Source organism: Acidovorax sp. ACV01 (assembly GCF_014851495.1).
In the GTDB taxonomy this organism is placed as follows: domain Bacteria; phylum Pseudomonadota; class Gammaproteobacteria; order Burkholderiales; family Burkholderiaceae_C; genus Acidovorax; species Acidovorax radicis.
On sequence record NZ_JACUZT010000001.1, the window covers coordinates 989,765 to 1,010,744 of the forward strand.

At 65.2% G+C, this 20,980-nt stretch carries 17 protein-coding genes and 1 pseudogene; 13 read left to right on the top strand and 5 right to left on the bottom strand.

What is annotated here, in order from left to right:
* The first annotated feature begins 19 nt into the window (after positions 1–19).
* The 7 genes from acnD to IB243_RS04510 all read left to right on the top strand — a co-directional run bounded on the left by acnD (position 20) and on the right by IB243_RS04510 (position 7,914).
* A complete protein-coding gene (gene acnD / locus IB243_RS04480) occupies positions 20–2,689 on the top strand; it encodes a Fe/S-dependent 2-methylisocitrate dehydratase AcnD (protein ID WP_192425262.1) in 2,670 nt (889 codons plus the stop codon).
* Positions 2,646–3,230: a hypothetical protein gene (locus IB243_RS04485; RefSeq protein WP_192425265.1), complete on the top strand. Its 585-nt coding sequence runs from the start codon at positions 2,646–2,648 to the stop codon at positions 3,228–3,230. Before acnD ends, IB243_RS04485 begins: the two co-directional genes overlap by 44 nt.
* Positions 3,231–3,281: 51 nt before the next feature.
* Positions 3,282–4,466 (top strand): 2-methylaconitate cis-trans isomerase PrpF, encoded by a 1,185-nt coding sequence (gene prpF, locus IB243_RS04490; RefSeq protein ID WP_192425267.1) that lies wholly within the window; start codon positions 3,282–3,284, stop codon positions 4,464–4,466.
* A 166-nt stretch (positions 4,467–4,632) separates the two neighbouring features.
* Complete coding sequence (locus IB243_RS04495; RefSeq protein WP_192425269.1) at positions 4,633–5,496, top strand: oxaloacetate decarboxylase; 864 nt, start codon at positions 4,633–4,635, stop codon at positions 5,494–5,496.
* Positions 5,497–5,662: 166 nt separating this feature from the next.
* The gene (locus tag IB243_RS04500) at positions 5,663–7,054 is read left to right on the top strand and encodes a diguanylate cyclase domain-containing protein (RefSeq protein ID WP_192425271.1); all 1,392 of its coding nucleotides are present in this window, start codon (positions 5,663–5,665) and stop codon (positions 7,052–7,054) included.
* 82 nt (positions 7,055–7,136) lie between these two features.
* Complete coding sequence (locus IB243_RS04505) at positions 7,137–7,394, top strand: hypothetical protein (protein ID WP_192425272.1); 258 nt, start codon at positions 7,137–7,139, stop codon at positions 7,392–7,394.
* Positions 7,395–7,446: 52 nt separating this feature from the next.
* Positions 7,447–7,914, top strand: coding sequence for a CopD family protein (locus IB243_RS04510; RefSeq protein WP_192425408.1), 468 nt, complete (start codon positions 7,447–7,449; stop codon positions 7,912–7,914).
* 59 nt (positions 7,915–7,973) lie between these two features.
* Here the strand turns inward: IB243_RS04510 and IB243_RS04515 are convergent, their stop codons facing one another.
* Positions 7,974–8,978, bottom strand: coding sequence for an NAD(P)-dependent alcohol dehydrogenase (locus tag IB243_RS04515; RefSeq protein ID WP_192425273.1), 1,005 nt, complete (start codon positions 8,976–8,978; stop codon positions 7,974–7,976).
* Between the two features lie 128 nt (positions 8,979–9,106).
* On the opposite strand from IB243_RS04515, the gene IB243_RS04520 reads away from it, so the two are divergent.
* From IB243_RS04520 to IB243_RS04530, 3 genes are all read left to right on the top strand, one after another.
* Complete coding sequence (locus IB243_RS04520; RefSeq protein WP_192425274.1) at positions 9,107–9,985, top strand: LysR family transcriptional regulator; 879 nt, start codon at positions 9,107–9,109, stop codon at positions 9,983–9,985.
* Between the two features lie 140 nt (positions 9,986–10,125).
* Entirely contained in the window at positions 10,126–11,970 is a 1,845-nt protein-coding gene (locus tag IB243_RS04525) for an ABC transporter ATP-binding protein (protein ID WP_192425275.1), read from the top strand.
* 114 nt (positions 11,971–12,084) lie between these two features.
* Positions 12,085–12,411 carry an EthD family reductase gene (locus IB243_RS04530; protein WP_010458973.1) on the top strand — a complete coding sequence of 109 codons (327 nt, stop codon included), beginning with the start codon at positions 12,085–12,087 and terminating at the stop codon, positions 12,409–12,411.
* A gap of 28 nt (positions 12,412–12,439) precedes the next feature.
* On the opposite strand, the gene IB243_RS04535 is transcribed toward IB243_RS04530, so the two are convergent.
* Positions 12,440–14,425, bottom strand: a complete 1,986-nt coding sequence (locus IB243_RS04535; protein ID WP_192425276.1) for a tetratricopeptide repeat protein — start codon at positions 14,423–14,425, stop codon at positions 12,440–12,442.
* A 211-nt stretch (positions 14,426–14,636) separates the two neighbouring features.
* On the opposite strand from IB243_RS04535, the gene IB243_RS04540 reads away from it, so the two are divergent.
* Positions 14,637–14,945: a DNA-binding transcriptional regulator gene (locus tag IB243_RS04540; RefSeq protein ID WP_192425277.1), complete on the top strand. Its 309-nt coding sequence runs from the start codon at positions 14,637–14,639 to the stop codon at positions 14,943–14,945.
* Positions 14,946–15,063: 118 nt separating this feature from the next.
* On the opposite strand, the gene IB243_RS04545 is transcribed toward IB243_RS04540, so the two are convergent.
* The 3 genes from IB243_RS04545 to IB243_RS04555 all read right to left on the bottom strand — a co-directional run bounded on the left by IB243_RS04545 (position 15,064) and on the right by IB243_RS04555 (position 19,456).
* Positions 15,064–17,004, bottom strand: coding sequence for a cadherin-like beta sandwich domain-containing protein (locus tag IB243_RS04545; RefSeq protein WP_225584697.1), 1,941 nt, complete (start codon positions 17,002–17,004; stop codon positions 15,064–15,066).
* Between the two features lie 280 nt (positions 17,005–17,284).
* On the bottom strand, positions 17,285–18,277 hold the full coding sequence (locus tag IB243_RS04550) for a tripartite tricarboxylate transporter substrate binding protein (RefSeq protein WP_192425281.1): 993 nt from the start codon (positions 18,275–18,277) through the stop codon (positions 17,285–17,287).
* 81 nt (positions 18,278–18,358) lie between these two features.
* A complete protein-coding gene (locus IB243_RS04555) occupies positions 18,359–19,456 on the bottom strand; it encodes a beta-propeller fold lactonase family protein (protein ID WP_192425283.1) in 1,098 nt (365 codons plus the stop codon).
* A 370-nt stretch (positions 19,457–19,826) separates the two neighbouring features.
* On the opposite strand from IB243_RS04555, the gene IB243_RS04560 reads away from it, so the two are divergent.
* Positions 19,827–20,798 (top strand): tripartite tricarboxylate transporter substrate binding protein, encoded by a 972-nt coding sequence (locus IB243_RS04560; protein WP_192425285.1) that lies wholly within the window; start codon positions 19,827–19,829, stop codon positions 20,796–20,798.
* Between the two features lie 58 nt (positions 20,799–20,856).
* Positions 20,857–20,980: pseudogene (locus IB243_RS04565) on the top strand (5-dehydro-4-deoxyglucarate dehydratase); the annotation flags it as partial.

Consider the following 20,980-nt stretch of genomic DNA (forward strand, 5'->3'; position numbering starts at 1 on the left):
AGCTCCCTACCCCACGCTCATGAACACTCTGTATCGCAAGAAGCTGCCCGGCACGCAGCTCGACTACTTTGATGCCCGCGAGGCTGTCGAATCCCTGCAACCGGGCGCCTGGGCCACCCTGCCCTACACCGCCCGGGTCCACGCCGAAAACATCGTGCGCCGCGCCGATCCGGCCACCATCAACGACTGCCTGTACCAGCTTATCGAGCGCAAACGCGACCACGACTTCCCCTGGTACCCGGCGCGCGTGGTGTGCCACGACATCCTGGGCCAGACGGCCCTGGTGGACCTGGCGGGCCTGCGCGACGCGATTGCCAAGGAGGGTGGCGACCCGGCCCAGGTGAACCCCGTGGTGCCAGTGCAGCTCATCGTGGACCACTCGCTGGCCGTGGAGTGCGGCGGGTTCGACCCCGATGCCTTCGCCAAGAACCGCGCCATCGAAGACCGCCGCAACGAAGACCGCTTCCACTTCATCGAGTGGACGAAAAAAGCCTTTGCCAACGTGGATGTGATCCCGGCGGGGAACGGGATCATGCACCAGATCAATCTGGAAAAGATGTCGCCCGTGGTCCACGCCGACCAGGGCGTGGCCTACCCCGACACCTGCGTGGGCACCGACAGCCACACCCCCCATGTGGATGCCCTGGGCGTGATCGCCATTGGCGTGGGCGGCCTGGAGGCCGAGAACGTGATGTTGGGGCGCGCATCGATGATGCGGCTGCCCGAAATCGTGGGCGTGCAACTGACCGGACATCGCCAGGACGGCATCACCGCCACCGACGTGGTGCTGGCGCTCACCGAGTTTCTGCGCAAGGCCAAGGTGGTGGGGGCCTACCTGGAGTTCTTTGGCGAAGGTGCAGCCAAGCTCACGATTGGCGACCGCGCCACCATCTCGAACATGGCGCCCGAATACGGCGCCACGGCGGCCCTGTTCAGCATCGACGAACAGACGCTGGAGTATCTGACGCTGACAGGCCGCGAGGCGGCACAAGTGAAGCTGGTCGAGACCTATGCCAAGGCAGCGGGATTGTGGTCAGACACCCTCAAAGACGCTGTCTACGCACGCAACCTGGTGTTCGATCTGTCGAGCGTGGTGCGCAACCTGGCCGGCCCCTCCAACCCGCATGCGCGCGTGGCCACGTCCGACCTGGCGGCCCAAGGCATCGCGGGCCCCTGGGCCATGCCCGCACCACAGGACGGCACGATGCCCGATGGCGCCGTGGTCATCGCCGCCATCACCAGCTGCACCAACACCAGCAACCCGCGCAACGTGATCGCCGCCGCGCTGCTGGCGCGCAACGCCAACCGGTTGGGCCTCACGCGCAAGCCCTGGGTCAAGACCTCGCTGGCGCCCGGATCCAAGGCGGTGGAGCTGTATTTGAAGGAAGCGGGCTTGCTGGCCGACCTGGAAAAGCTCGGCTTTGGCATCGTGGCCTTTGCCTGCACCACCTGCAACGGGATGAGCGGCGCGCTGGACCCTGCCATCCAGCAGGAGATCATCGACCGCGACCTGTATGCCGCAGCCGTGCTCTCTGGCAACCGCAATTTCGACGGGCGCATCCACCCCTATGCCAAGCAGGCCTTCCTGGCCTCGCCCCCGCTCGTGGTGGCCTATGCGATTGCGGGCACGGTGCGTTTTGACATCGAAAAGGATGTGCTGGCGGTGGTGAACGGAAGAGAAATTCGCCTTAAAGACCTGTGGCCCAGCGATGAGGAAATCGACGCCGTGGTGAAGGCCGCCGTGAAACCCGCGCAGTATCGCGCCGTTTACGAGCCCATGTTCGCCATCCGAGACGACGATGGCCAGCGCGTGTCGCCGCAGTACGGCTGGCGCCCGCAGTCCACCTACATCCGCCGCCCGCCCTACTGGGACACCGAGGGCATCGGTGCCCTGGCCGCCCAACCTCGCACGTTGAAAGGCATGCGCCCGCTGGCCATCCTGCCCGACAACATCACCACCGACCACCTGTCACCCTCGAACGCCATCCTGCGGGACAGCGCAGCGGGCGAATACCTGGCCCACATGGGCGTGCCCGAGGAGGACTTCAACTCCTACGCCACGCACCGGGGCGACCACCTCACCGCCATGCGCGCCACGTTTGCCAACCCGCAGCTCGTCAACGAGATGGCCGTGGTGGATGGCAAAGTGAAAAAGGGATCGCTCGCCCGCGTGGAGCCCGAAGGCCAGGTGGTGCGCATGTGGGAGGCCATCGAAACCTATCTAAACCGCCGCCAGCCGCTCATCATCATTGCCGGTGCCGACTACGGCCAGGGGTCCAGCCGTGACTGGGCCGCCAAGGGTGTGCGGCTGGCGGGTGTGGAGGTAGTGGTGGCCGAGGGCTTTGAACGCATCCACCGCACCAACCTGATTGGCATGGGGGTGCTGCCGCTGGAGTTTGAGGCGGGGATCAACCGCACCACGCTGGGGCTGGATGGCACGGAGACCTATGACGTGGAGGGCCACCGCGCGCCAAGCGCCTTCCTCACGCTGGTCATCCGCCGTCAAAATGGGGGATGCGCCAAAGTACCTGTGACTTGCCGCCTCGATACGGCCGAAGAGGTTTCCATCTACGAAGCCGGTGGCGTCCTGCAGCGCTTTGCGCAGGACTTCCTGGCCGCCAGCCATGTGGGGCGAGGCACAGGCCATGAAAGGCCCCCGATTGATCTTCGTGGCCAAGCCATCGCCTGAAGTGGCCGCAGCGATGTGGAGGGCCGTTGCGCGCAATGGGCTGGACAGCAGCACCCTGTCCCCCCAGGACAACTGGCACCAGACCCTGTCAGACCGCTATGGGGACACCCCGGAGGTGCGCCAGAAAATGCTGCGCGCGGGCGCACGCGTGAGGGCGCAGGCCTGCACGCTGGTGCTCAACCGGATCCGCGACGGGGTGCACAAGGAACAGGGCAAAAACACAATCCACTGGTCCTTTAGGGCTCGTGGAAGGCCGCACTGCTTCGATGCTTTGCTTGTTGCCGTCCGACAAGCGTTGTACGAAGAAGGACTGGCAACGGAAACGGGCCACACACCACACAGCACGATCAGCTACTGGGCGCCAACCCGCCTGGGCCCCACCCGGATGGACACGATTGCCTGGACCCTCGATGAACTTCTGCTGGTCGTGGGCGGCAACGGCAAAAGCTACAGCTACAGCTACAGCTACGAAACCATTGGCCGTTGGCCATTGCAGCCCGTACCGCCAGATCCCTCCAACACACAACTGCGGCTGTTTTGAACCGCCGTCACCCACCATCCGGCCGCACCGGCCTGCTCCTTCTTTCCCCCAATGTTCCCATCTCCTCAAATTCGAGTCCCGGCCACCTACCTGCGTGGCGGCACCAGCAAAGGCGTGTTCTTCCAACTGCAGGACTTGCCCGCCCCCGCCCAACAACCCGGCCCCGCCCGCGACGCCTTGCTGCTGCGCGTGCTGGGCAGCCCGGACCCGTATGGCAAGCAGATCGACGGAATGGGCAATGCCTCGTCGAGCACCAGCAAGGCCGTGATCCTGAGCCGCAGCACACGCCCAGGCCATGACGTGGACTACCTTTTCGGCCAGGTGTCCATCGACAAGCCCTTCGTGGACTGGAGCGGCAATTGCGGCAACCTCTCGGCCGCCGTGGGGCCGTGCGCCATCCACATGGGGCTGATCGATGCCGCACGCATTCCGCTGAATGGCAACCTCACCGTGCGGATCTGGCAGGCCAACATTGGCAAGACCATCGTGGCGCACGTGCCGATCACCCGCGGGCAGGTGCAGGAGACGGGCGACTTTGAGCTGGACGGCGTGACCTTTGCAGCCGCCGAGGTGGCGCTGGAGTTCCTGGACCCTGCCGACGAAGGAGACGCGGGCGGATCGATGTTCCCGACCGGCAACGTGGTGGATACGCTGGAGGTTCCCGGCGTAGGCAGTTTTGCCGCCACGCTGATCCATGCGGGCATCCCTACCATCTTCCTGAATGCCCAGGACACTGGCTACGCAGGCACCGAACTGCAAGGCGACCTCAACGAGGACAAGGTGGCGCTTGCACGCTTTGAAGCCATCCGCGCCCACGGAGCCCTGCGCATGGGCCTGATCCAGAACCTGGGCGAAGCCGCCACCCGCCAGCACACCCCCAAGATCGCCTTTGTGGCACCCCCGGCTGGCTACACCGCCTCCAGCGGCAAACGCATCGAGGCGCAAGACATCGACCTGCTGGTGCGCGCGCTCTCCATGGGCAAGCTGCACCACGCGATGATGGGCACGGCAGCCGTGGCCATTGGCACTGCCGCTGCCATACCAGGCACGCTGGTCAACCTGGCGGCGGGCGGTGGCGTGCGAAGCAGCGTGCGATTTGGCCACCCCTCGGGCACCTTGCGCGTGGGGGCCGAGGCCCGGCAGAACGACGCCGGCGATTGGCAAGTCACCAAAGCCCTCATGAGCCGCAGCGCCCGCATCCTCATGGAAGGCTGGATCAGAGTGCCATCCCCCTGAGCGGCTGCGCCGCTTCCCCCTTCTCTCGCCTCGCTGCGCGATGCGGGAAGGGGGACGGCGCCAGCGCGGCGGGGCGGCCCTTGCGCGGCGCCCGCTGGCTTGGGCCGCGCCAGTTTCAGCAACACAGGCCACACCCGCTCAGTGCATCAAACCACAAGGAAACGCCATGCAAACCAGCAGACAACAACTCAAAGCCCTGGCCCACGCCCGCCGGGGCGTCATCGTGCCCGGCGCGTTCAACGCCCTCTCCGCCCGCGTGGTGGCCGACCTGGGGTTTGAAGCCATCTACATCACCGGCGCAGGCGTCACCAACATGTGGTTCGGCCTGCCGGACCAGGCCTTCATGGGCCTGACCGACATTGCAGACCACACGGCCCGCATCCGCGACGCCGTGGAGCTGCCGCTTATCGTGGATGCCGACACCGGCTTTGGCAACGCCCTCAATACCTACCACGCCGTGCGCACGCTGGAGCGCGCCGGGGCCGACTGCATCCAGCTCGAAGACCAGGTCAGCCCCAAGCGCTGCGGGCACTTCAATGGCAAGGAAGTGATCAGCACCGAAGAGATGCTGGGCAAGATCAAGGCCGCCGTGGACGCCCGGCGTGACCCAGGCACCCTCATCCTGGCCCGCACCGACGCCTGCGCCACGCAGGGTTTCGAGGCCGCCGTGGAGCGCGCCCAGCGCTTTCAGGAGGCGGGCGCCGACATCCTGTTTGTCGAGGCCGTCACCTCGCTGCAAGAGATCCGCGCCCTGCCCAAGCGGCTGGCGGCGCCGCAACTGATGAATATGGTGATCGGCGGCAAGACGCCCATCACCAGTGCCGAAGAACTGGCGGGGCTGGGCTATGGCCTGGTGCTGTACGCCAACGCGGCGCTGCAGGGCGCGGTGGCCGGCATGCAAAAGGCACTGACCGTGCTGCGCGACACCCAACGCATCGATGAGGACCCGGCCCTGGTGGCACCGTTCGCGGAGCGCCAGCGGCTGGTGCGCAAGAGCGCCTGGGACGGGCTGGAAGAAAAATACAGATAAAAAGTGCCACCAGCGCATTAACTGCAAGCGCCAATTGCTATCAATTACATAGCAATCAGCATATCTCTCCGGGATAGCCCTTGGATTGCGGCCTGCATCCGTGCCGCACAAGAACGGAGCACACGGCACAATGGGTCTTCCCAGCACCTTGTGCGCGCTACCCCCCATGCAAAGCATTCCTTCCCAGAACGTGGTGGACCTGCTGCTCGACGCGGTCTGCGTCGTCCATGTGGACAGCACCATTGAGTTTGTGAGCCCGGCGTTCGAGCGCATCTTTGGCTATGCCCCCCAGGAAGTCATCGGCAAGCGCATGCTCGACATGGTGCACCCCGAAGATCTGGCGATCACCCAGCGCCAGGCACAGCGCGTGATGGAAGGCCACCTGCAGCTGCAGTTTGAAAACCGCTATGTGCGCAAGGACGGCTCCATCGCCCACGTTCGCTGGACAGCGCGCTGGCTGCCCGACAAGCAGCTGCGGCTGGCCGTGGCGCACGACATCACCGAGCGCAAGTTCACCGAGTCCATGCAGGCGGTGATCTATGCGATTTCCGAGGCTGCCCACACCACCCAGAATCTTCAGGCACTGTTCCAGCACATCCACCAGATCATCGGACGGCTTTTGCCTGCCACCGACTTCGCGGTCGCGCTCTACGACGCCTGCAGTGATTCGTTGAGTTTTCCGTACCACGTCAACGAACCGGGGCCCGCCCCCACGCCGACGACCCTGGTGCAGGATGCGCTGTGTGCCGAGGTGATCCGCAGCGGCCGCACCCTGCTGCTGACCCCCGACACCCCCCCGCCCTCCGACAACGCCGGAACCCTGGCAGCGCTGCTCCATCAGCAGCTGCCACACGAACGCGCGCCGCTGTACTGGCTGGGCGTGCCGTTGCAAACGCAGAAAGGTGCCATTGGTGCGCTGGTGCTGCAAAGCTACAACGAGCAGGGCCGCTACACCGAAAAAGACAAGGAACTGCTGCAGTTTGTCTCCACCCAGGTCGCAGCCGCCATCGAGCGCAAGCAGATGCACGAGCGCCTGGAGCACATGGCGCAGTACGACCAGCTCACGCACCTACCCAACCGCCAGCTGTTTCTGGACCGCCTCAAGACGGCGCTGGCCCGCGCGCGGCGCGATCAAAGCCTGTTGTCACTGCTCTTCCTCGACCTGGACAGATTCAAGCAAGTCAACGACACGCTGGGCCATGCCATGGGCGACCTGCTGCTGCAGCGTGTGGCCCAGCGGCTGCTGGAATGCGTGCGTGGCTCCGACACCGTGGCCCGCCTGGGCGGCGACGAATTTGTGGTGCTGCTCGAAAGCGGCCATGCCCGTGAGCACGCTGCGGCCGCCGCCGAGAAGATCCTGGCGGCCTTTGGCCAGCCCTTTGACCTGGAAGGCATCCACCTGACCATCCAGCCCAGCATCGGCGTGTCCATCTACCCTGAGCATGGGGGCGAGGAACACCACCTGCTGGGGCATGCGGACGAGGCGATGTACCTGTCCAAGAAAAACGGTGGCAACCAGGTGCGGGTGGCTTCGCCCCAGGGCGGACTGCCACCATGACGCAACCCGCAGCCCCAGCCAATCACACCTCCCCCCACAAACGCCCCCGCAAAGCACCACACCACGCGGGCACGGGCTGCGCATGCTGGCCACCATCCTGGGCGGCGTGGCGCTCGCCTTGCCGGTGGCGTTCATGGTGACGGTGCTGCTGCACCCTTTCTGGTCCTGGCTGGAAACCACGACGGGCCTGGAGAGCATGGGCCGCCATGGCCCGGCCAGCTGGTGTTATGGGACCATCTGGGGGTTGATCGTGCTGGCTGTGTTATTGCCCGTTGGCCTGCGCAGGGCGCACACCCTGTTCGCTCCCGCAAAAAATCACTCTGGCAAGCGCCTTTCCTGACCCCTCAGTGCTCCATCCCCTTCCATCCATGTCCTCCTCGTTCTCCAGCACCATGTTCTACAACGCACTCCAGCTCGCCCATGTCCTGTCCGTCATCGTGTGGATCGGCGGCATGGTGTTTGCCCATTTCTTCCTGCGCCCTGCTGCGCAGTCGCTGGAACCGCCGCTGCGTGTGCGGCTCATGCACGATGTGTTGCAGCGTTTTCTGGCTGCGGTGAGTGTGGCGGTGGTGGTGGTACTGGGCAGCGGTCTGTGGATGATCGGCCGTGTGGCCAAACAGACCGTGCAGGCGGGGGGCAACTTTGCCATGCCGCTGGACTGGACCATCATGGCAACGCTGGGCCTGGCCATGATGGCCATCTTCGGCCACATCCGGTTTGCACTGTTCAAGCGCCTGCAGCGGGCGGTGGCTGCGTCGGACTGGCCCGCCGGGGGCAAGGCCCTGGGCAGCATCCGCAGCTGGGTGGGTGTGAACCTGGCGCTGGGCGTGGTGATTGTGGTCGTCACCGTGCTGCTGTAGCGCGGCACCACGCCGAATCGGCCGACGGCAGGGAGTTGCTGGCCCCCGCCTGTGCCACGTCAGTGCACGATAGCCAGCTTGCCAAAATGCCGTCCGCCAGCGCTCAGCTCGGCATACGCCGCCTGCGTTTCATCGATGCCAAATACGCGGTCGATGGCCGGCACGATGCGGTGGGCTGCAATGGCCTGCGCGGCCTGCGCCAGGTCGGCCACCGAACCCGTGTTATTGCCCATGATGCGCAGTGCCTTCACGATGACCGGCAACATGTCGATGGACGCGACCGACCCCGTGATGAACCCCACCGTGAACACCGTGCCACCAAAGGCCGCGGCGTTCAGCGAGCGCGGCAGCGTGGCGGCTCCCACGGTTTCCACCACCAGGTCGGCGCCGCGCCCATGGGTGATCCGCAGCACTTCCTCATCCCACGCCGGCGTGGCGCGGTAGTTGATGAGGTGGTCTGCGCCCAGCTGGCGCGCCCGCTCGAGCTTGTCATCGGACGACGAGGCCAGGATGACTGTGGCACCACTGGCCTTGGCAAACTGCAGGGCAAAGATGCTGACGCCGCCCGTGCCCAGCAGCAGCACCACGGAGCCCGGGCGCACCGACGCCGAACGCACCGCATTCCACGCCGTGGTGGCTGCAATCGGAAGCGTCGCGCCCTGCACAAAGTCAAGGTGCGGCGGCAGCGCCACCAGGCTGGCCGCGGGCACGGCCACGTATTCGGCCAAAGAGCCCGGCAGGGTCACGCCGCGCATTCCAGCGACATGCCCGGGTGTGATGGCGCCGCTCAGCCAGCCGGGCATGAAATGCGGAACCACGCGGTCGCCGACAGCGGCGCTGGTCACGCCCTCGCCCAGCGCGGCGACTTCTCCCGCCCCATCGGCCACCGGCACCATCGGAAAAGCGGCCCCTGGAATGGCACCGGTGGCAATCGCAATGTCCAGAAAATTGAGCGACGCGGCCCGCAGGCGCACCACCACTTCGCCCCGCGCGGGCTGGGGGTCAGGCAGTTGGGTGGTGCGAAAGGCGGTGAGCGAAGGGGCGGTAAGTTCAATGGCTTTCATAGCGGCAGAGTCCTGTGAGCAATTAGTAGGTCGGTTGTGTCGGGGCCCAGGCACGACTGGAGTGTGATTTCAAATCAAGAGCGGATAAACTACCTTTTACTTCCATCATTTGAAATCAGGAATTGCAAATGGACATGCTCGACAGCATGCGGGTCTATGTGCTGGCGGTAGAAAAAGGCAGTCTCACCGCCGCTGCGCTGGCATCTGGCATCTCAGCCACCATGGCCGGCAATCACCTGCGCACGCTGGAAAAAAGGCTGGGCGCTCAACTCCTGCACCGCACCACACGCCGCCAGCACCTCACGGCTTTCGGCGACGAGTACTACGCACGCTGCAAAGAGATCCTGCGCCTGGTGGCCGAGACCGATGCGCTGGCGCAAAACCTGCAGCTCGCGCCGGCGGGGCAGCTGCGCATCAGCGCGCCCGTCACGTTCGGTACCGAGGCGCTCATGCCCGTGCTGTCGACCTACCTCGACCGCTACCCCGACGTCAGTGTGGACCTCGTGCTGAATGACCGCGTGGTCGACCTCCTGGAGGAAGGGTTCGAAGCCGCAGTCCGCATCGGGCCATTGCCCGATTCGGCCTTGATCGCCCGGCCCCTGTCGCCTTACCAGCTGATGGTGTGTGCGTCTCCGGCCTACCTTGCGCGCCGGGGCACCCCCCAAAAGCCCGCGGACCTTTCAAGCCATGAGTGCGTGGCCTTCAGCCCTGCCGTGCTGACGGAGTGGAAGCTGACCGGCGATGAGGGTGTGTGCCGCGTGCCGGTGTCGGGCCGCCTTCAGGTGAACAACGGGCAAGCGCTGCGCGTCGCCGCCTTGCACGGCCTGGGCATCGTCCTGCAGCCGTCGTTCCAGCTGGCGGGCGACGTGCGGGCGGGCCGCCTGGTGCAGCTGTTTCCCGGCTACGACCTCCCGAGTCGTCCCATGCATGTGGTTTACCCACCAGACCGCTACCGCTCGCCCAAGCTGCGCAGCTTTGTTGATTTTTTGCTGGAGCAGTTTTCATAGCACGCGGCTGCAGCGCGCATAAAAACGCAGTCACTGCTGGTGGTCCCGCGGTTCACCTACAGAAGTCGCGGACAAGCCCTCTGCTGACAGCCCCCCAGCACGCAGAGCCTCTACCATCGGGCACAGAGGAGCCTTGCTACGTGTTCAAGTATTTCGAAAGCCGCCTTCCCCCCTATCCCCCCGCCGAACCCCATTTGCCCCCGAAGGACTTCATGGCCTTTGTGTGGGATGGCACGCGCGGCCTGCGCGGCTATGTGGTGGCCATGGCCGGTCTGTCTGCGGCCATTGCCTTCTACGAAGCGTTGCTGTTTGCCGTGCTGGGCTACGTGGTGGACTGGATATCCAACACGGCCCCGGGCGCACTCTGGGCCGAGCGCAAAGGTGCGCTGATCGGCATCGCCGCGCTGCTGCTGGCTTCGGTGGCGCTGGTGGCGGTGCAGACCAGCATCAAGCACCAGGTGCTGGCCATCAACTTCCCGCTGCGTTTGCGCTGGAACTTTCACCGGTTGATGCTGGGCCAGAGCATGGCCTTTTATGCCGACGAGTTTGCAGGCCGCATCACCACCAAGGTCATGCAGACCGCGCTGGCCGTGCGCGACATGATCTTCACGACGACCGACGTGGTGATTGGCATGGGCATTTACATCGCCACCATCCTGGTGCTGCTCGCGGGGTTCGATGCGCGGTTGATCGTGCCGTTTGCGGTATGGATCGTGGCCTACGGCTTGGCCTGCTGGTACTTTGTGCCGCGCCTGGGCAAGGTGGGCAAGGCGCAGGCTGATGCGCGCTCGGTGATGACCGGACGGATCACCGACGCCTACACCAACATCGCCACCGTCAAGCTTTTCTCGCACACCCGGCGCGAATCTGAATTTGCCCGTGCCGCCATGGATGCGTTCAAGCTCACCGGCTACGCGCAGATGCGGCTTGTGAGCCGGTTCGAGATCGTGAACCACATCCTGGTGGTGGCGATGATTCTGGGCGCCTGCGGGACCGCGCTGTGGCTGTGGTCGGCGGGCGAAGTGGGCGCCGGGGCCGTGGCCGCCGTCACCGCCATGACCTTGCGCGTGTCGGGCCACGCCCACTGGGTGATGTGGGAGATGACCACCCTGTTCGAGAGCGTGGGCACCATCCAGGACGGCATCAACACGCTGACCAAACCCCACACCGTGGTCGATGCGCCCGGCGCGACGCCTCTCAGCGTGACCCAGGGCGAGGTGCGTTTTGACAACATGAGTTTCGCCTACGGCAGCGGCCCCGGTGCCCGCCTGGTCATCGACCGGCTCAACCTGACCATTCGTCCGGGCGAGAAGATCGGGCTCATCGGCCGCTCGGGCGCAGGCAAGTCCACCCTGGTCAACCTGCTGCTGCGTTTTCACGACGTGCAGTCGGGCCGCATCCTTGTCGATGGGCAGGACATCGCCCAGGTCACGCAGGACAGCCTGCGCCGCAACATCGGCATGGTCACGCAAGACACCTCGCTCTTGCACCGCTCAATGCGCGACAACATCCTGTACGGCCGCCCCGACGCGAGCGAGGCCGACCTGCATCAGGCCGCCGAGCGCGCGGAAGCGGCGGACTTCATCACCACGCTGACGGATCTGCAGGGCCGCGCAGGCTACGAGGCGCATGTCGGTGAGCGCGGCGTGAAGCTCTCGGGGGGCCAGCGCCAGCGCGTGGCCATTGCACGCGTGATGCTCAAGGACGCGCCCATCCTGCTGCTGGACGAAGCCACCAGCGCGCTCGACTCCGAGGTGGAAGCCGCCATCCAGCAAAGCCTGGACGGCCTCATGCAGGGCAAGACCGTGATCGCGATTGCCCACCGCCTGTCCACCATCGCCGCCATGGACCGCCTCATCGTCATGGACGCGGGCCGCATCGTCGAAGAAGGCACCCATGCGCAACTGCTGGCGCAGGGTGGCGTGTATGCACGGCTGTGGGGTCACCAGAGCGGTGGATTCCTGGGTGAATCGGAAGAGGATTGACCTGACAAGGACCGACACCAAGCCACCTGGGCGACAGGCTGTCGCGCAAGCGGCTGTGCAACCGACACGTTGCCCCTACGGTGGCGGTTTTCAATACCTGATGGAAAGGCTTCGATGATCAAAGTCACCGCCCTGTACCGCTGGCGCGAAGGCGCCACCTTCAACCATGACTACTACCACGGCGAACACATGCGCATCGCCCGTTCGGCCCTGCAGCCACTGGGCCTGGTGCGGCTGGAGAGCGACCGCGTGCTCTACCCCGGCGAGCCACGCCCCGGCCAGGTGGTGGCGCTGACCAATGCTTTTTTCAGCGACCTGAAGCAGGCACAAATCGCAGCCAAACAGACGGCGGCGGCGCTGATGGCCGACATTCCCAACTACACCAACATCGAGCCCGAGTCGTACTTTGCGCAGATGCTGGCACATGAGGTCACTGCCTGAGCGCACAGGCTAGCGCCTGAATTGCAATTCAGCGCTCGCGCACGGCCTTGAACAACAGGCCCAGGCTCACGGCCATGCCCAGCATGGGTACCCCGGCCAGAAGTGCCACCACGGCGCGTGTGACGGGTGACCAGTCGAAATCCCGCGCCGTGCGCCACGCTCCATAGGCTGCCACACAACCCAGGATGAGCATGCCCATGCGAAAGCTCGCGCCAGGCTTGAAGAACGCAATCAGCAACACTGCGTTGGCCACACCAATGGCCAGGGCCACATGGCCCAGATGCAGGGAGAAGGCGGATCGCGCACCACGGCTGTGCTCACCCTCCTCGTCATCGTCCGCCCGGCCGCGTGAGCGGCTGGGCGCCGGAACCTGGGACGGCTGGGCACGCGCGGGCGCTGGCGCAGCTGTATCGGCCCGGCCCCACTCCGATGCGGACAGTCCGGCCGCTACCACACCGGCCGCCGCTGCAGGGACGGACACCGACCGCGCCTCTGCGCTGGGGGCCAGCCCCCGCTCCTGCAGCACGGCACGCAGACGGCCTGGCGCGCGCAGGGCCGTGACCAATGCACGCACGGGGCCCTGCTCGGCCGGAGAGACTCGCAAGTTTTCGACCCTCAGGGTGCTGCCGCGAACATGGGCCAGCATGAAAAGCGCCTTGCCCACCAGTGCGTCCTTGGGTCCACCCCTACCCTCCTCGACGAAGAGGGCCAGGTTGTAGGTCGCGTCGGCATGGCCCGCCTCGGCCGCCTGGGCATACCACGCGCGGGCCTGGGCCAGGTTCACGGGTCCCCCGTCGCGGCCATGCTGGTCTGACGTGCCCAGGCTGAACGCCGCATGGGGGTCGCCTTCGCGCGCGAACCAGCCCACCAGGTCGCGGGTGACCGAGCCGGTCCACACGACGGGTGCAGAGGAAGACGAGGACGAAGGTGCCGGAGCCATGGGTGCCAGGCTGAGGCCGCCCGGTGAGTCGGACTCTTCCTGGCGTTGCTGCATCTTTTGCGCCTGCTGCCGCTGCTCTTGCGCCGCAGCATTCCATTTGGCGGCCTCTTCCCTGTCCACGGGGCCGCCCCAGCCACGCTCGTGCATCAACGCCAGCAAGCGCTTGGCGGGTTCGTAGTCCCAGTCGGCGGCCCGGTGGCACCAGTAGCGGGCGCTCTCGTAATTGGGCTGTTCCCAGCCGATCACCGTCTCCAGCGCATGCTGAAACGCCGCCACCTCATGGCCCTGCTCAGCCACTGCCATCACGGTGTCGGCGGCTTCGATGCGTTTGCGCGTGAAGAGCGCCATTTGCTCGGCGTGCACAAAGGCATCGTCCACAGCCTTGCGCTCATCGTCCACGATCTTGAGCAGCTGCTCACCCGACGCAGAGTTCAGGCGCGCGAACAGCGTCTGCACACGCGCTTTCGCCTCCGCCGGAAAGCGTTCGTAAAAGCCCTGGGCATCCAGTTGGGTCTGGGTATCGTGCGCACCCATTGTCTGCAGCACTGCCGCCAGGTCGAAGTGCCGACGTTGGCCCATCGTGCCAAAGCGCAACGCGCGGCCCATGGCGTAGAGGGCGTGTTTGTTGCCGAGCGCCGCCCAGCGCCGGTACTCGGCCCAGGCCGTGGCGTCGTCACCCGCCTTGCGGGCGCTGACCGCATGCCGCACCTGCAGATCCGGCTCTTCGGGCACATCGCCGTTGGCCAGGTAGTGCAGGCCGTTCTGGGGGTCATACAGGTTCAGGCCCAGCCGATGGGCCTGCTCGCAGGCATGGTCAAACGGCGGGCCCCAGTCCGACATGCGGGTGTTCAGACCGAAGCCAAACGTGGGCTCGGCGTCTTCCGGGCCGCCCAGCCAGATGTCCCAGGCCTCGGGGAACCGATCTTCCACCACCCGGGCCCACGCCACGAACTTGGGGTTCAGCGGGCCCCTGGGGCCATCAGCCGCGCGCTCGAACTGTGCTTCGGCCTCCGCCTTGGTGGTGGGCCAGGGCCAATCGGCAGGTTTTTCCCAGAGCTGCAGCGTGTAACTCATCCCATCCCCTCCCGGCGCGGCGTTACTACTTGGTGTGGTTCGCGGATTTTAGGGGACCCTTTATCCTTGCCACGGCACCAGGTGTTGATGCGGCGTGCCCTGCAACGTGGCGGCGGTCTGCTAATTTTTGGTGAAAATAGGCCCTACCGCTTGTTCACATTGCGTTTATAGCTATAAATTTAATAGCAAACAACTTTCAAACCGCCTACCCATGTCCACTACCACACCCATTCCGCTCGACATGCCCACCCCCACGGGCGACCAGCTCAAGGCAGCGCGCATTGCCGCAGGGCTCAGCCAGGCGCAGGCAGCGGAGCTGATGGGTTACCCGCTGCAGACGGGCAGCCGAGGCGGTGTGCAGTCGCGCACCTGGCAGGCGCTGGAGAGCACCAGCGACGAGCGCAACATGCAAGGGCCAGTGTTTGCGATGTTTCTGCTGCTCACGGGCCAGCATCCTGCGTTTTGCCTGGCCGAAAGATCCGGAGCGAACGGCGGTGCGCACGCCCCCGTGGGCGTCTGAACCCAGCCCGGGGCGCATGAAGACGGAGCCCTGCGCGAACCCAGCACCCCAGCGGGGGTTGACTGAGGCTCCGGGTTCGCTGGGTCGGACTCAATAGCCCGGAGCTTCCTTCGCGTACTCAGGCGATGTTGACGGTGAGGTTCGCAGCGTAACCGCTCGCCACACTCCCACTGATGGCCACCATCTCTGTGCTGGTGCCGTCACTGAACACGTTGTCGGCGGCGAAGCTCGTCACCGAGTTGTTCTGACCTTTGGCGCTGTAAAGCGTGCTGTTGTACACCGCCGTCGTCGCATCCTGGGGGAAGGCCAGTTGGGTGGTGGCCGTGGCGGTGACGCTGAGGTTGTCGTTCAGATAGACCTGGGCGTGGATGTGCGTGATGCGGCCCGCGTACCAGCCGGGGTAGATGGTGGTGAAGGTGACCTGGCCACTGCTGTTGGTCACCTGGATACCGCGCAGATAGGTCAACCCCGCCTGGCCCGCATTGGTGCCGGTGCTGTAGCCCGAGTAGAGGCCATCCTTGTCGCAGTGCCAGATGTAGACCGCTGCGCCCGCCACGGGCGCACAGCCATTGCTCACGTCCTGCACCGTCAGCGTCACCGTCAGCGGTACGCCGGTTTTGCCCTCGGTGATATTGCTGCGCACCATGGCCGAGTTCGACAGGATTGCCAGCAGTGGGTACGGCCCCTGGGTCTCGGTGGCCGTGAGTGTGCATGTGCCCGTGGCGGCGCGCGTGGCCACCACCGTGTAAGTGCGCGCCGTGACGCCATCTGCAGCCGTCACCACGATGCTCAGGGTGTTGCTCCCCACCGCGAGGGTGATGGCGGATGACGCCGCGCCGCTGGCCACGGTGCTGCCATTGACCGTGATCTTGGCACCGCTGCTCGCAGTGGTCGGCGTGAGGGTCAACGAAGCCACGGTGTTGGAGATGGCCGCCGTATAGGCCGTTGTGGCCGCAGCAAAGGATGGCGATAGGCTGCCAGACGACAGGACCAGCGCAGACAGGCTCGCATCCGTGGACACGGAGGCTGCGGCCCGCGTCACGACCACAGTGGTGCTGCTGCTGGTGCCGCCGTCCTGCGCGGTCACGACGATCTTGATGGTGTTGCTGCCCACTGCCAGCGCGATGGCGCCGGAGTTGCTGCCGTTGCCCACCGCCACGCCGTTCACCGAGACCGTGGCCGCAGCGCTGGTAGCCGTGGGCGTCACGGTGACTGAAGCCACGCTGTTGGCCACCGAGGCGGTGTAGCTGCTGGTGGCGGACGCGAAGGTGGGGGTGAGCGCCCCTGCGGACAGCACCAAGGTCTTGAGCGAGGCGTCACTGGACACCGTGGTGGCGGCCCGCGTGACGACGACGGTGTAGCTGCGCGTGGTGACCTTGTCCTGGGCGGTGACGCGCACGGTGAGCGTGGTGGTGCCCACAGCCAGCGAGATGGCTGCCGATGCGCTGCCGCTGGTCACGGCCACGCCATTGATACGAATGCTCGCAGCGCCGCTCGTGGCCGTGGGGGTGAGCGTGACCATCGAGACGGCATTGGCCACCGCCACCGTGTAGGCCGTGGTGCCGGCCGCAAAGGTGGGCGACAGCTCGCCGGACGAGAGGGTGAGCGCGCGCAGCGAAGCATCTGCAGACGCACTGGCCGGCGCCCGGGTGACCCGCACCGTGTAAGTGCGCGCGGTGCTGCCATCCGCCGCCGTGACGACCACCGAGAGCGTGTTCGTTCCCTCGGCGATAGCCACCGTCGCCGTGCTGCTGCCACTGGCCACAGTGGCGCCATTGACCTGGACGCTGGCATCGGTGCCCGCAGTCGTTGGCACCAGCTTCAGTGACGCGACGGTGTTAGCCACCGCCAGGTCGTAACTGGTGGTGGCCGCATCAAATGCCGGGCTCAACCCTTCTTCTGACACGCTCAACCCAGAGAGCGACGCATTGCTCGACGTACTGGAATTGCTGCTGCTCCCACCCCCTCCGCATGCACTCAGGGTAAGCGCGGTGAGCGCGCCCACGGTGCCGAGTGCATTGCGACGCCGGGTGAGAAGAGGAGGGGTTGCGTGTGTCATACAGGGGCCTTCAGAAGATGGGGTATAGAGGTCAAACCATGCGGATGGCGGATGCGCCACCCGTATTTCTGCCTGCCAATTGGGGAGAAAAATGGGAGACGCCGCACAGCTGTGTCTCGCTGCGACGGCGCCCGCTGCCCTGCCTCCTCTTCCCGGCAATGCCCCTGCTTTTTGTCAGAACCTGTTGCAAACCTGTTGCCACGACAGGCAAAAAAAACGGGATGGCCCGCAAGGGCCATCCCGCACCCTGCCCAGCAAGGGCGATCGACGGATTGCTCGCTCAATCCACCTTGATATTCGCCGCCTTGATGACCTGCGCCCACTTTTCGACTTCAGCCTTCTGGAAGGCGGCAATCTGCGTCACGTTCAGGTCGGCCGGCTCCATGCCAAACCCCTTCAGGCGGTTTTGCATGTCGGGCTGGGCGAGGATCTTGCGGATCTCGTCGTGCAAGCGCGTGACAACGGGTGTGGGGGTGCCGACGGGCACAAAAATCGCCTGCCACGACTGCACCTGGAAGTCGGCCAGGCCATTCACGCCCGATTCGGCCACGGTGGGCACATCGGGCATGGAGGCCAGGCGCTTGGGCGAGGTGACGGCAATGGCGCGCAGCTTGCCGCTCTGGATGTGCGGTGCAGCGACTACCGTTGTGTCGAACATCATGTCCACCTGGCCGCTGATCACGTCCTGGATGGCGGGGCCGCTGCCCTTGTACGGGATGTGCGTGAACTTCACGCCCGACTTGTAGGCCAGCAGTTCCACAGCCAGGTGCTGCGAGCTGCCGGTGCCGGCAGAGGCCGACGACAGGCCGCCCTCCTTGGCTTTGGCGGCGGCCAGCACGTCTTTGAGCGTCTTGTGTGGGCTGTTGGCGGCCACGACCAGCACCACGGGGTTGGTACCGATCAGCGTGACAGGGCTGAATGACTTGATGGGGTCATAGCCCAGCTTCGGGTACAGGCTGATGTTGATGGCGTGGGAGCTGACGGTGCCACCCAGCAGCGTGTAGCCGTCAGGTGCGGCGCGCGCTGCAGCCTCCGAACCGATGCTGCCGGCCGCGCCCCCCTTGTTCTCGACCACCACGGTGGTCCCCAGGGCGGTGCCCAACTGCTGGCCGATCAGGCGGCCGAGCGTGTCGGTGGTGCCGCCAGCGGCAAACGGCACCACGTAGCTGATCGGCTTGCCCGTGGGCCACGCGCCCTGGGCGGCGGCGGGCAGGCCGATGAAGCCCACGGCGGCGGCAAGGGCCGCTGTGTGGATGAGGGTTCTGCGTTGCATGAAAAGTCTCCTGGTTTATGGATGGTGAATGGATGGCCCGAATGGAGGAACCGCTCTGGCGTTTCTACGGTTCAGGCCGTCTCAAGGCAAGTCAACGATCTCGACCCAGTTGGGGTTCTTGCCCGCAGGCACACGCGTTGGGGTGCCCGGGATGCCGGTGGTGGGGTCGATGGGATGCAGCGAAACCTGGTGGGACTCCTGCCCCGCTGCGATCAGGAACCGGCCCGACGAATCCACCGCAAAGCCGCGCGGGGTTTTTTCGGTGGGCACCTGGCCCAGCGGTTGCAGCTGGCCCGTGGCCGCGTCGATGCGGAAGCTGCTGAGTGTGCTAGATGTACGTTCCGACGCATACAGCGTGCGGCCATCGGGCGACAGGTGAATGTCGGCCGCCCAGGGCTTGCCGGTAAAGCCGGCCGGCAGCGCTGTGGTGCGCTGCACCGCGCGCAGCGTGCCGCGCGCCGCGTCGTAGGCCAGCACGTGCACGGAGGCGTCCAGTTCATTCAGCAAATACAGGAAGCGCTGGCCCTTGTCCCACACGAAGTGGCGCGGGCCCGCTTTTTCAGGGGTCACCATAGTGACCGCCGGCTCGTTGGCGGTGAGCTTGCCGGTCTCGGCATCGAAGCGCCAGGCCGACAGGTTGTCGCCGCCCAGGCTGGTGGCAAATACGTGGCGGTTGGCGGCATCGGCATGGATGGCGTGCGCGTTGGGCGCCGTGGGGATGAGCTGCTGCACAGCGCCCACCGCCCCATCCTTGCCAATGCTGTTGACCGTGATCTTGTGGCCCGGGTATGAGGCCGCGAATAGCCAGCGCCCCGTGGCATCGGTATCGATATTGGCCATGCTGTCGGCCAGCGGAGCCTCGCCCAGCTTGCGCAGCTTGCCGCTGGTGGGGTCGATCGCCAGGCTCACCACCCGAAATGGTTGCGAGCGCAGCGCCACGTAAAGCACCTTCTTATCCGGGCTCATAGCCATGGGCATCGCCATGCCGCCCAGCGCCGTGGTGTCCACCGGCTTGAGCGCGGCGGCGCTTCGGTCCAGCTCGAACACCGACACATCCTGGCTGTCTGCGTTGGAGACATACACCCAGGTGACCGCCCAGGCGCCGGGCGTGGCCAGGCAGGTAGCGGCAGCCAGTGCCAGTTGCGCCGCCCGGGTGCGGATGCGAAGTACAGCGGTCATTGCCATCTCCTGAAGTGATCGGCGCGGTGGTCGCAGCCACCGCTTGCCATATGGGTATTCATCCGCCGGCTACTGACCGGGACTCGGTGTGGTCGGCGGAGTGTCTTGGGTTTTGTCATACGTTATATGTTGTCGTACAACAAGAGTTGCATTGTCGCGATAACTTCCAACTCTTCATGCAGGGATTACCCCAATTTTGAAGACTGCCGTTCGCGGAATTTTTCCGGCGATACCATAGGGAAATTCACGCAAAAATGCTGGTAGAAACCCTGATTTTTCACCTAAAAAGATCCCAATCCCCACCATTCCTATTGCCACTTTGCAATCTTAGTTGTACGATGACTAACAACTTAATTCACGGAGACATTCCATGACCCTGCGCCGTAGAGCCGCCTTTCTGGCGTGTATCGCCACCCTTGCTGCGGCCTCTGCCACCGCACAGACCGCCGAATGGCCTGCCAAGACCCTGCGCATCGTGGTGCCCTACCCTCCAGGCGGCAGCTCGGACATCATTGCGCGCTCCATCAGCCAAGTGCTGTCCGAATCGCTCAAGCAGACGGTGATCGTCGAGAACAAGCCCGGCGCCAATGGCAACCTGGGTGCCGACTTTGTGACCAAGGCCGAACCCGATGGCTACACCCTGCTGCTGTGCGACGTGGGTGCGCTGGCCATCAGCCCCTCGGTCTACACCAAGCTGTCATTCGACCCCTCCAAGGACCTGCGTGGCGTGACCATGCTGGCGTACTCGCCCCACCTGTTGGTGGTGCACCCTTCGGTGCCCGTCAACAACTTCAAGGAGTTGGTGGCGTATTCGAAAAAGAACGACCTGAACTTTGCCGTGACGGCCACCGGCAGCGCGCCGCACGTGGCAGGCGTGGCGCTGGAGCGCGCCAGCGGTGCAAAGTGGCAATACATCCCCTACAAGGGGGGCGTTACCGCCATTCAAGACACCGTGGCTGGCCAGACCCAGATCCTGATGAACGGCATGCTCGCCACCCTGCCCCAGGTGCAGAACGGCAAGCTCAAGGTGCTGGGCGTTTCCAAAGCCACCCGCATGCCGCTGATTGGCGATGTGCCCACCCTCGCCGAACAAGGCGTGGCTGGTTTCGAATCGGGCACATGGCAAGGCATTCTGGTACCACGCGGCACCCCGGATGCCATCGTGCAAAAGCTCAACAAGGCACTCATCACGGCCATCCGCGCCCCCGAGATCCGCTCGCGCCTGGCCGGCCAGGGTGCTGAAGTGGTGACCATGACCCCCACCGAGCAAGACCAGTTCTTCACCAAGGAACGCGCCCGCTGGGCCACCGTGGTGAAGGCCGCCAACATCAAGCTCGATTGATTTCCCACTTCGAAGCTCCAAGGCTTTCAAGGTTTTTCTCACCAGACCTACCATCACCATGAACCCGCAAGAACTCAAATCCATCATGGGCTCCGGCCTGCTGTCCTTCCCCATCACGGACTTCGACGAGCAGGGTGAATTCCGCCCCAAGACCTACATCGAGCGCCTGGAGTGGCTGGCCC

Bases quoted from the DNA above. Each gene is read 5' to 3' on its own strand.
- IB243_RS04520 (WP_192425274.1), top strand. From the start codon at position 9,107: ATGGACATGCTCGACAGCATGCGGGTCTATGTGCTGGCGGTAGAAAAA.
- IB243_RS04545 (WP_225584697.1), bottom strand. From the start codon at position 17,004: ATGACACACGCAACCCCTCCTCTTCTCACCCGGCGTCGCAATGCACTC.
- IB243_RS04540 (WP_192425277.1), top strand. From the start codon at position 14,637: ATGTCCACTACCACACCCATTCCGCTCGACATGCCCACCCCCACGGGC.
- prpF (WP_192425267.1), top strand. From the start codon at position 3,282: ATGTTCCCATCTCCTCAAATTCGAGTCCCGGCCACCTACCTGCGTGGC.
- IB243_RS04530 (WP_010458973.1), top strand. From the start codon at position 12,085: ATGATCAAAGTCACCGCCCTGTACCGCTGGCGCGAAGGCGCCACCTTC.
- IB243_RS04560 (WP_192425285.1), top strand. From the start codon at position 19,827: ATGACCCTGCGCCGTAGAGCCGCCTTTCTGGCGTGTATCGCCACCCTT.
- IB243_RS04500 (WP_192425271.1), top strand. From the start codon at position 5,663: ATGCAAAGCATTCCTTCCCAGAACGTGGTGGACCTGCTGCTCGACGCG.
- IB243_RS04515 (WP_192425273.1), bottom strand. From the start codon at position 8,978: ATGAAAGCCATTGAACTTACCGCCCCTTCGCTCACCGCCTTTCGCACC.
- IB243_RS04550 (WP_192425281.1), bottom strand. From the start codon at position 18,277: ATGCAACGCAGAACCCTCATCCACACAGCGGCCCTTGCCGCCGCCGTG.
- IB243_RS04485 (WP_192425265.1), top strand. From the start codon at position 2,646: ATGAAAGGCCCCCGATTGATCTTCGTGGCCAAGCCATCGCCTGAAGTG.
- IB243_RS04505 (WP_192425272.1), top strand. From the start codon at position 7,137: ATGCTGGCCACCATCCTGGGCGGCGTGGCGCTCGCCTTGCCGGTGGCG.
- IB243_RS04495 (WP_192425269.1), top strand. From the start codon at position 4,633: ATGCAAACCAGCAGACAACAACTCAAAGCCCTGGCCCACGCCCGCCGG.
- IB243_RS04535 (WP_192425276.1), bottom strand. From the start codon at position 14,425: ATGAGTTACACGCTGCAGCTCTGGGAAAAACCTGCCGATTGGCCCTGG.
- IB243_RS04510 (WP_192425408.1), top strand. From the start codon at position 7,447: ATGTTCTACAACGCACTCCAGCTCGCCCATGTCCTGTCCGTCATCGTG.
- acnD (WP_192425262.1), top strand. From the start codon at position 20: ATGAACACTCTGTATCGCAAGAAGCTGCCCGGCACGCAGCTCGACTAC.
- IB243_RS04555 (WP_192425283.1), bottom strand. From the start codon at position 19,456: ATGACCGCTGTACTTCGCATCCGCACCCGGGCGGCGCAACTGGCACTG.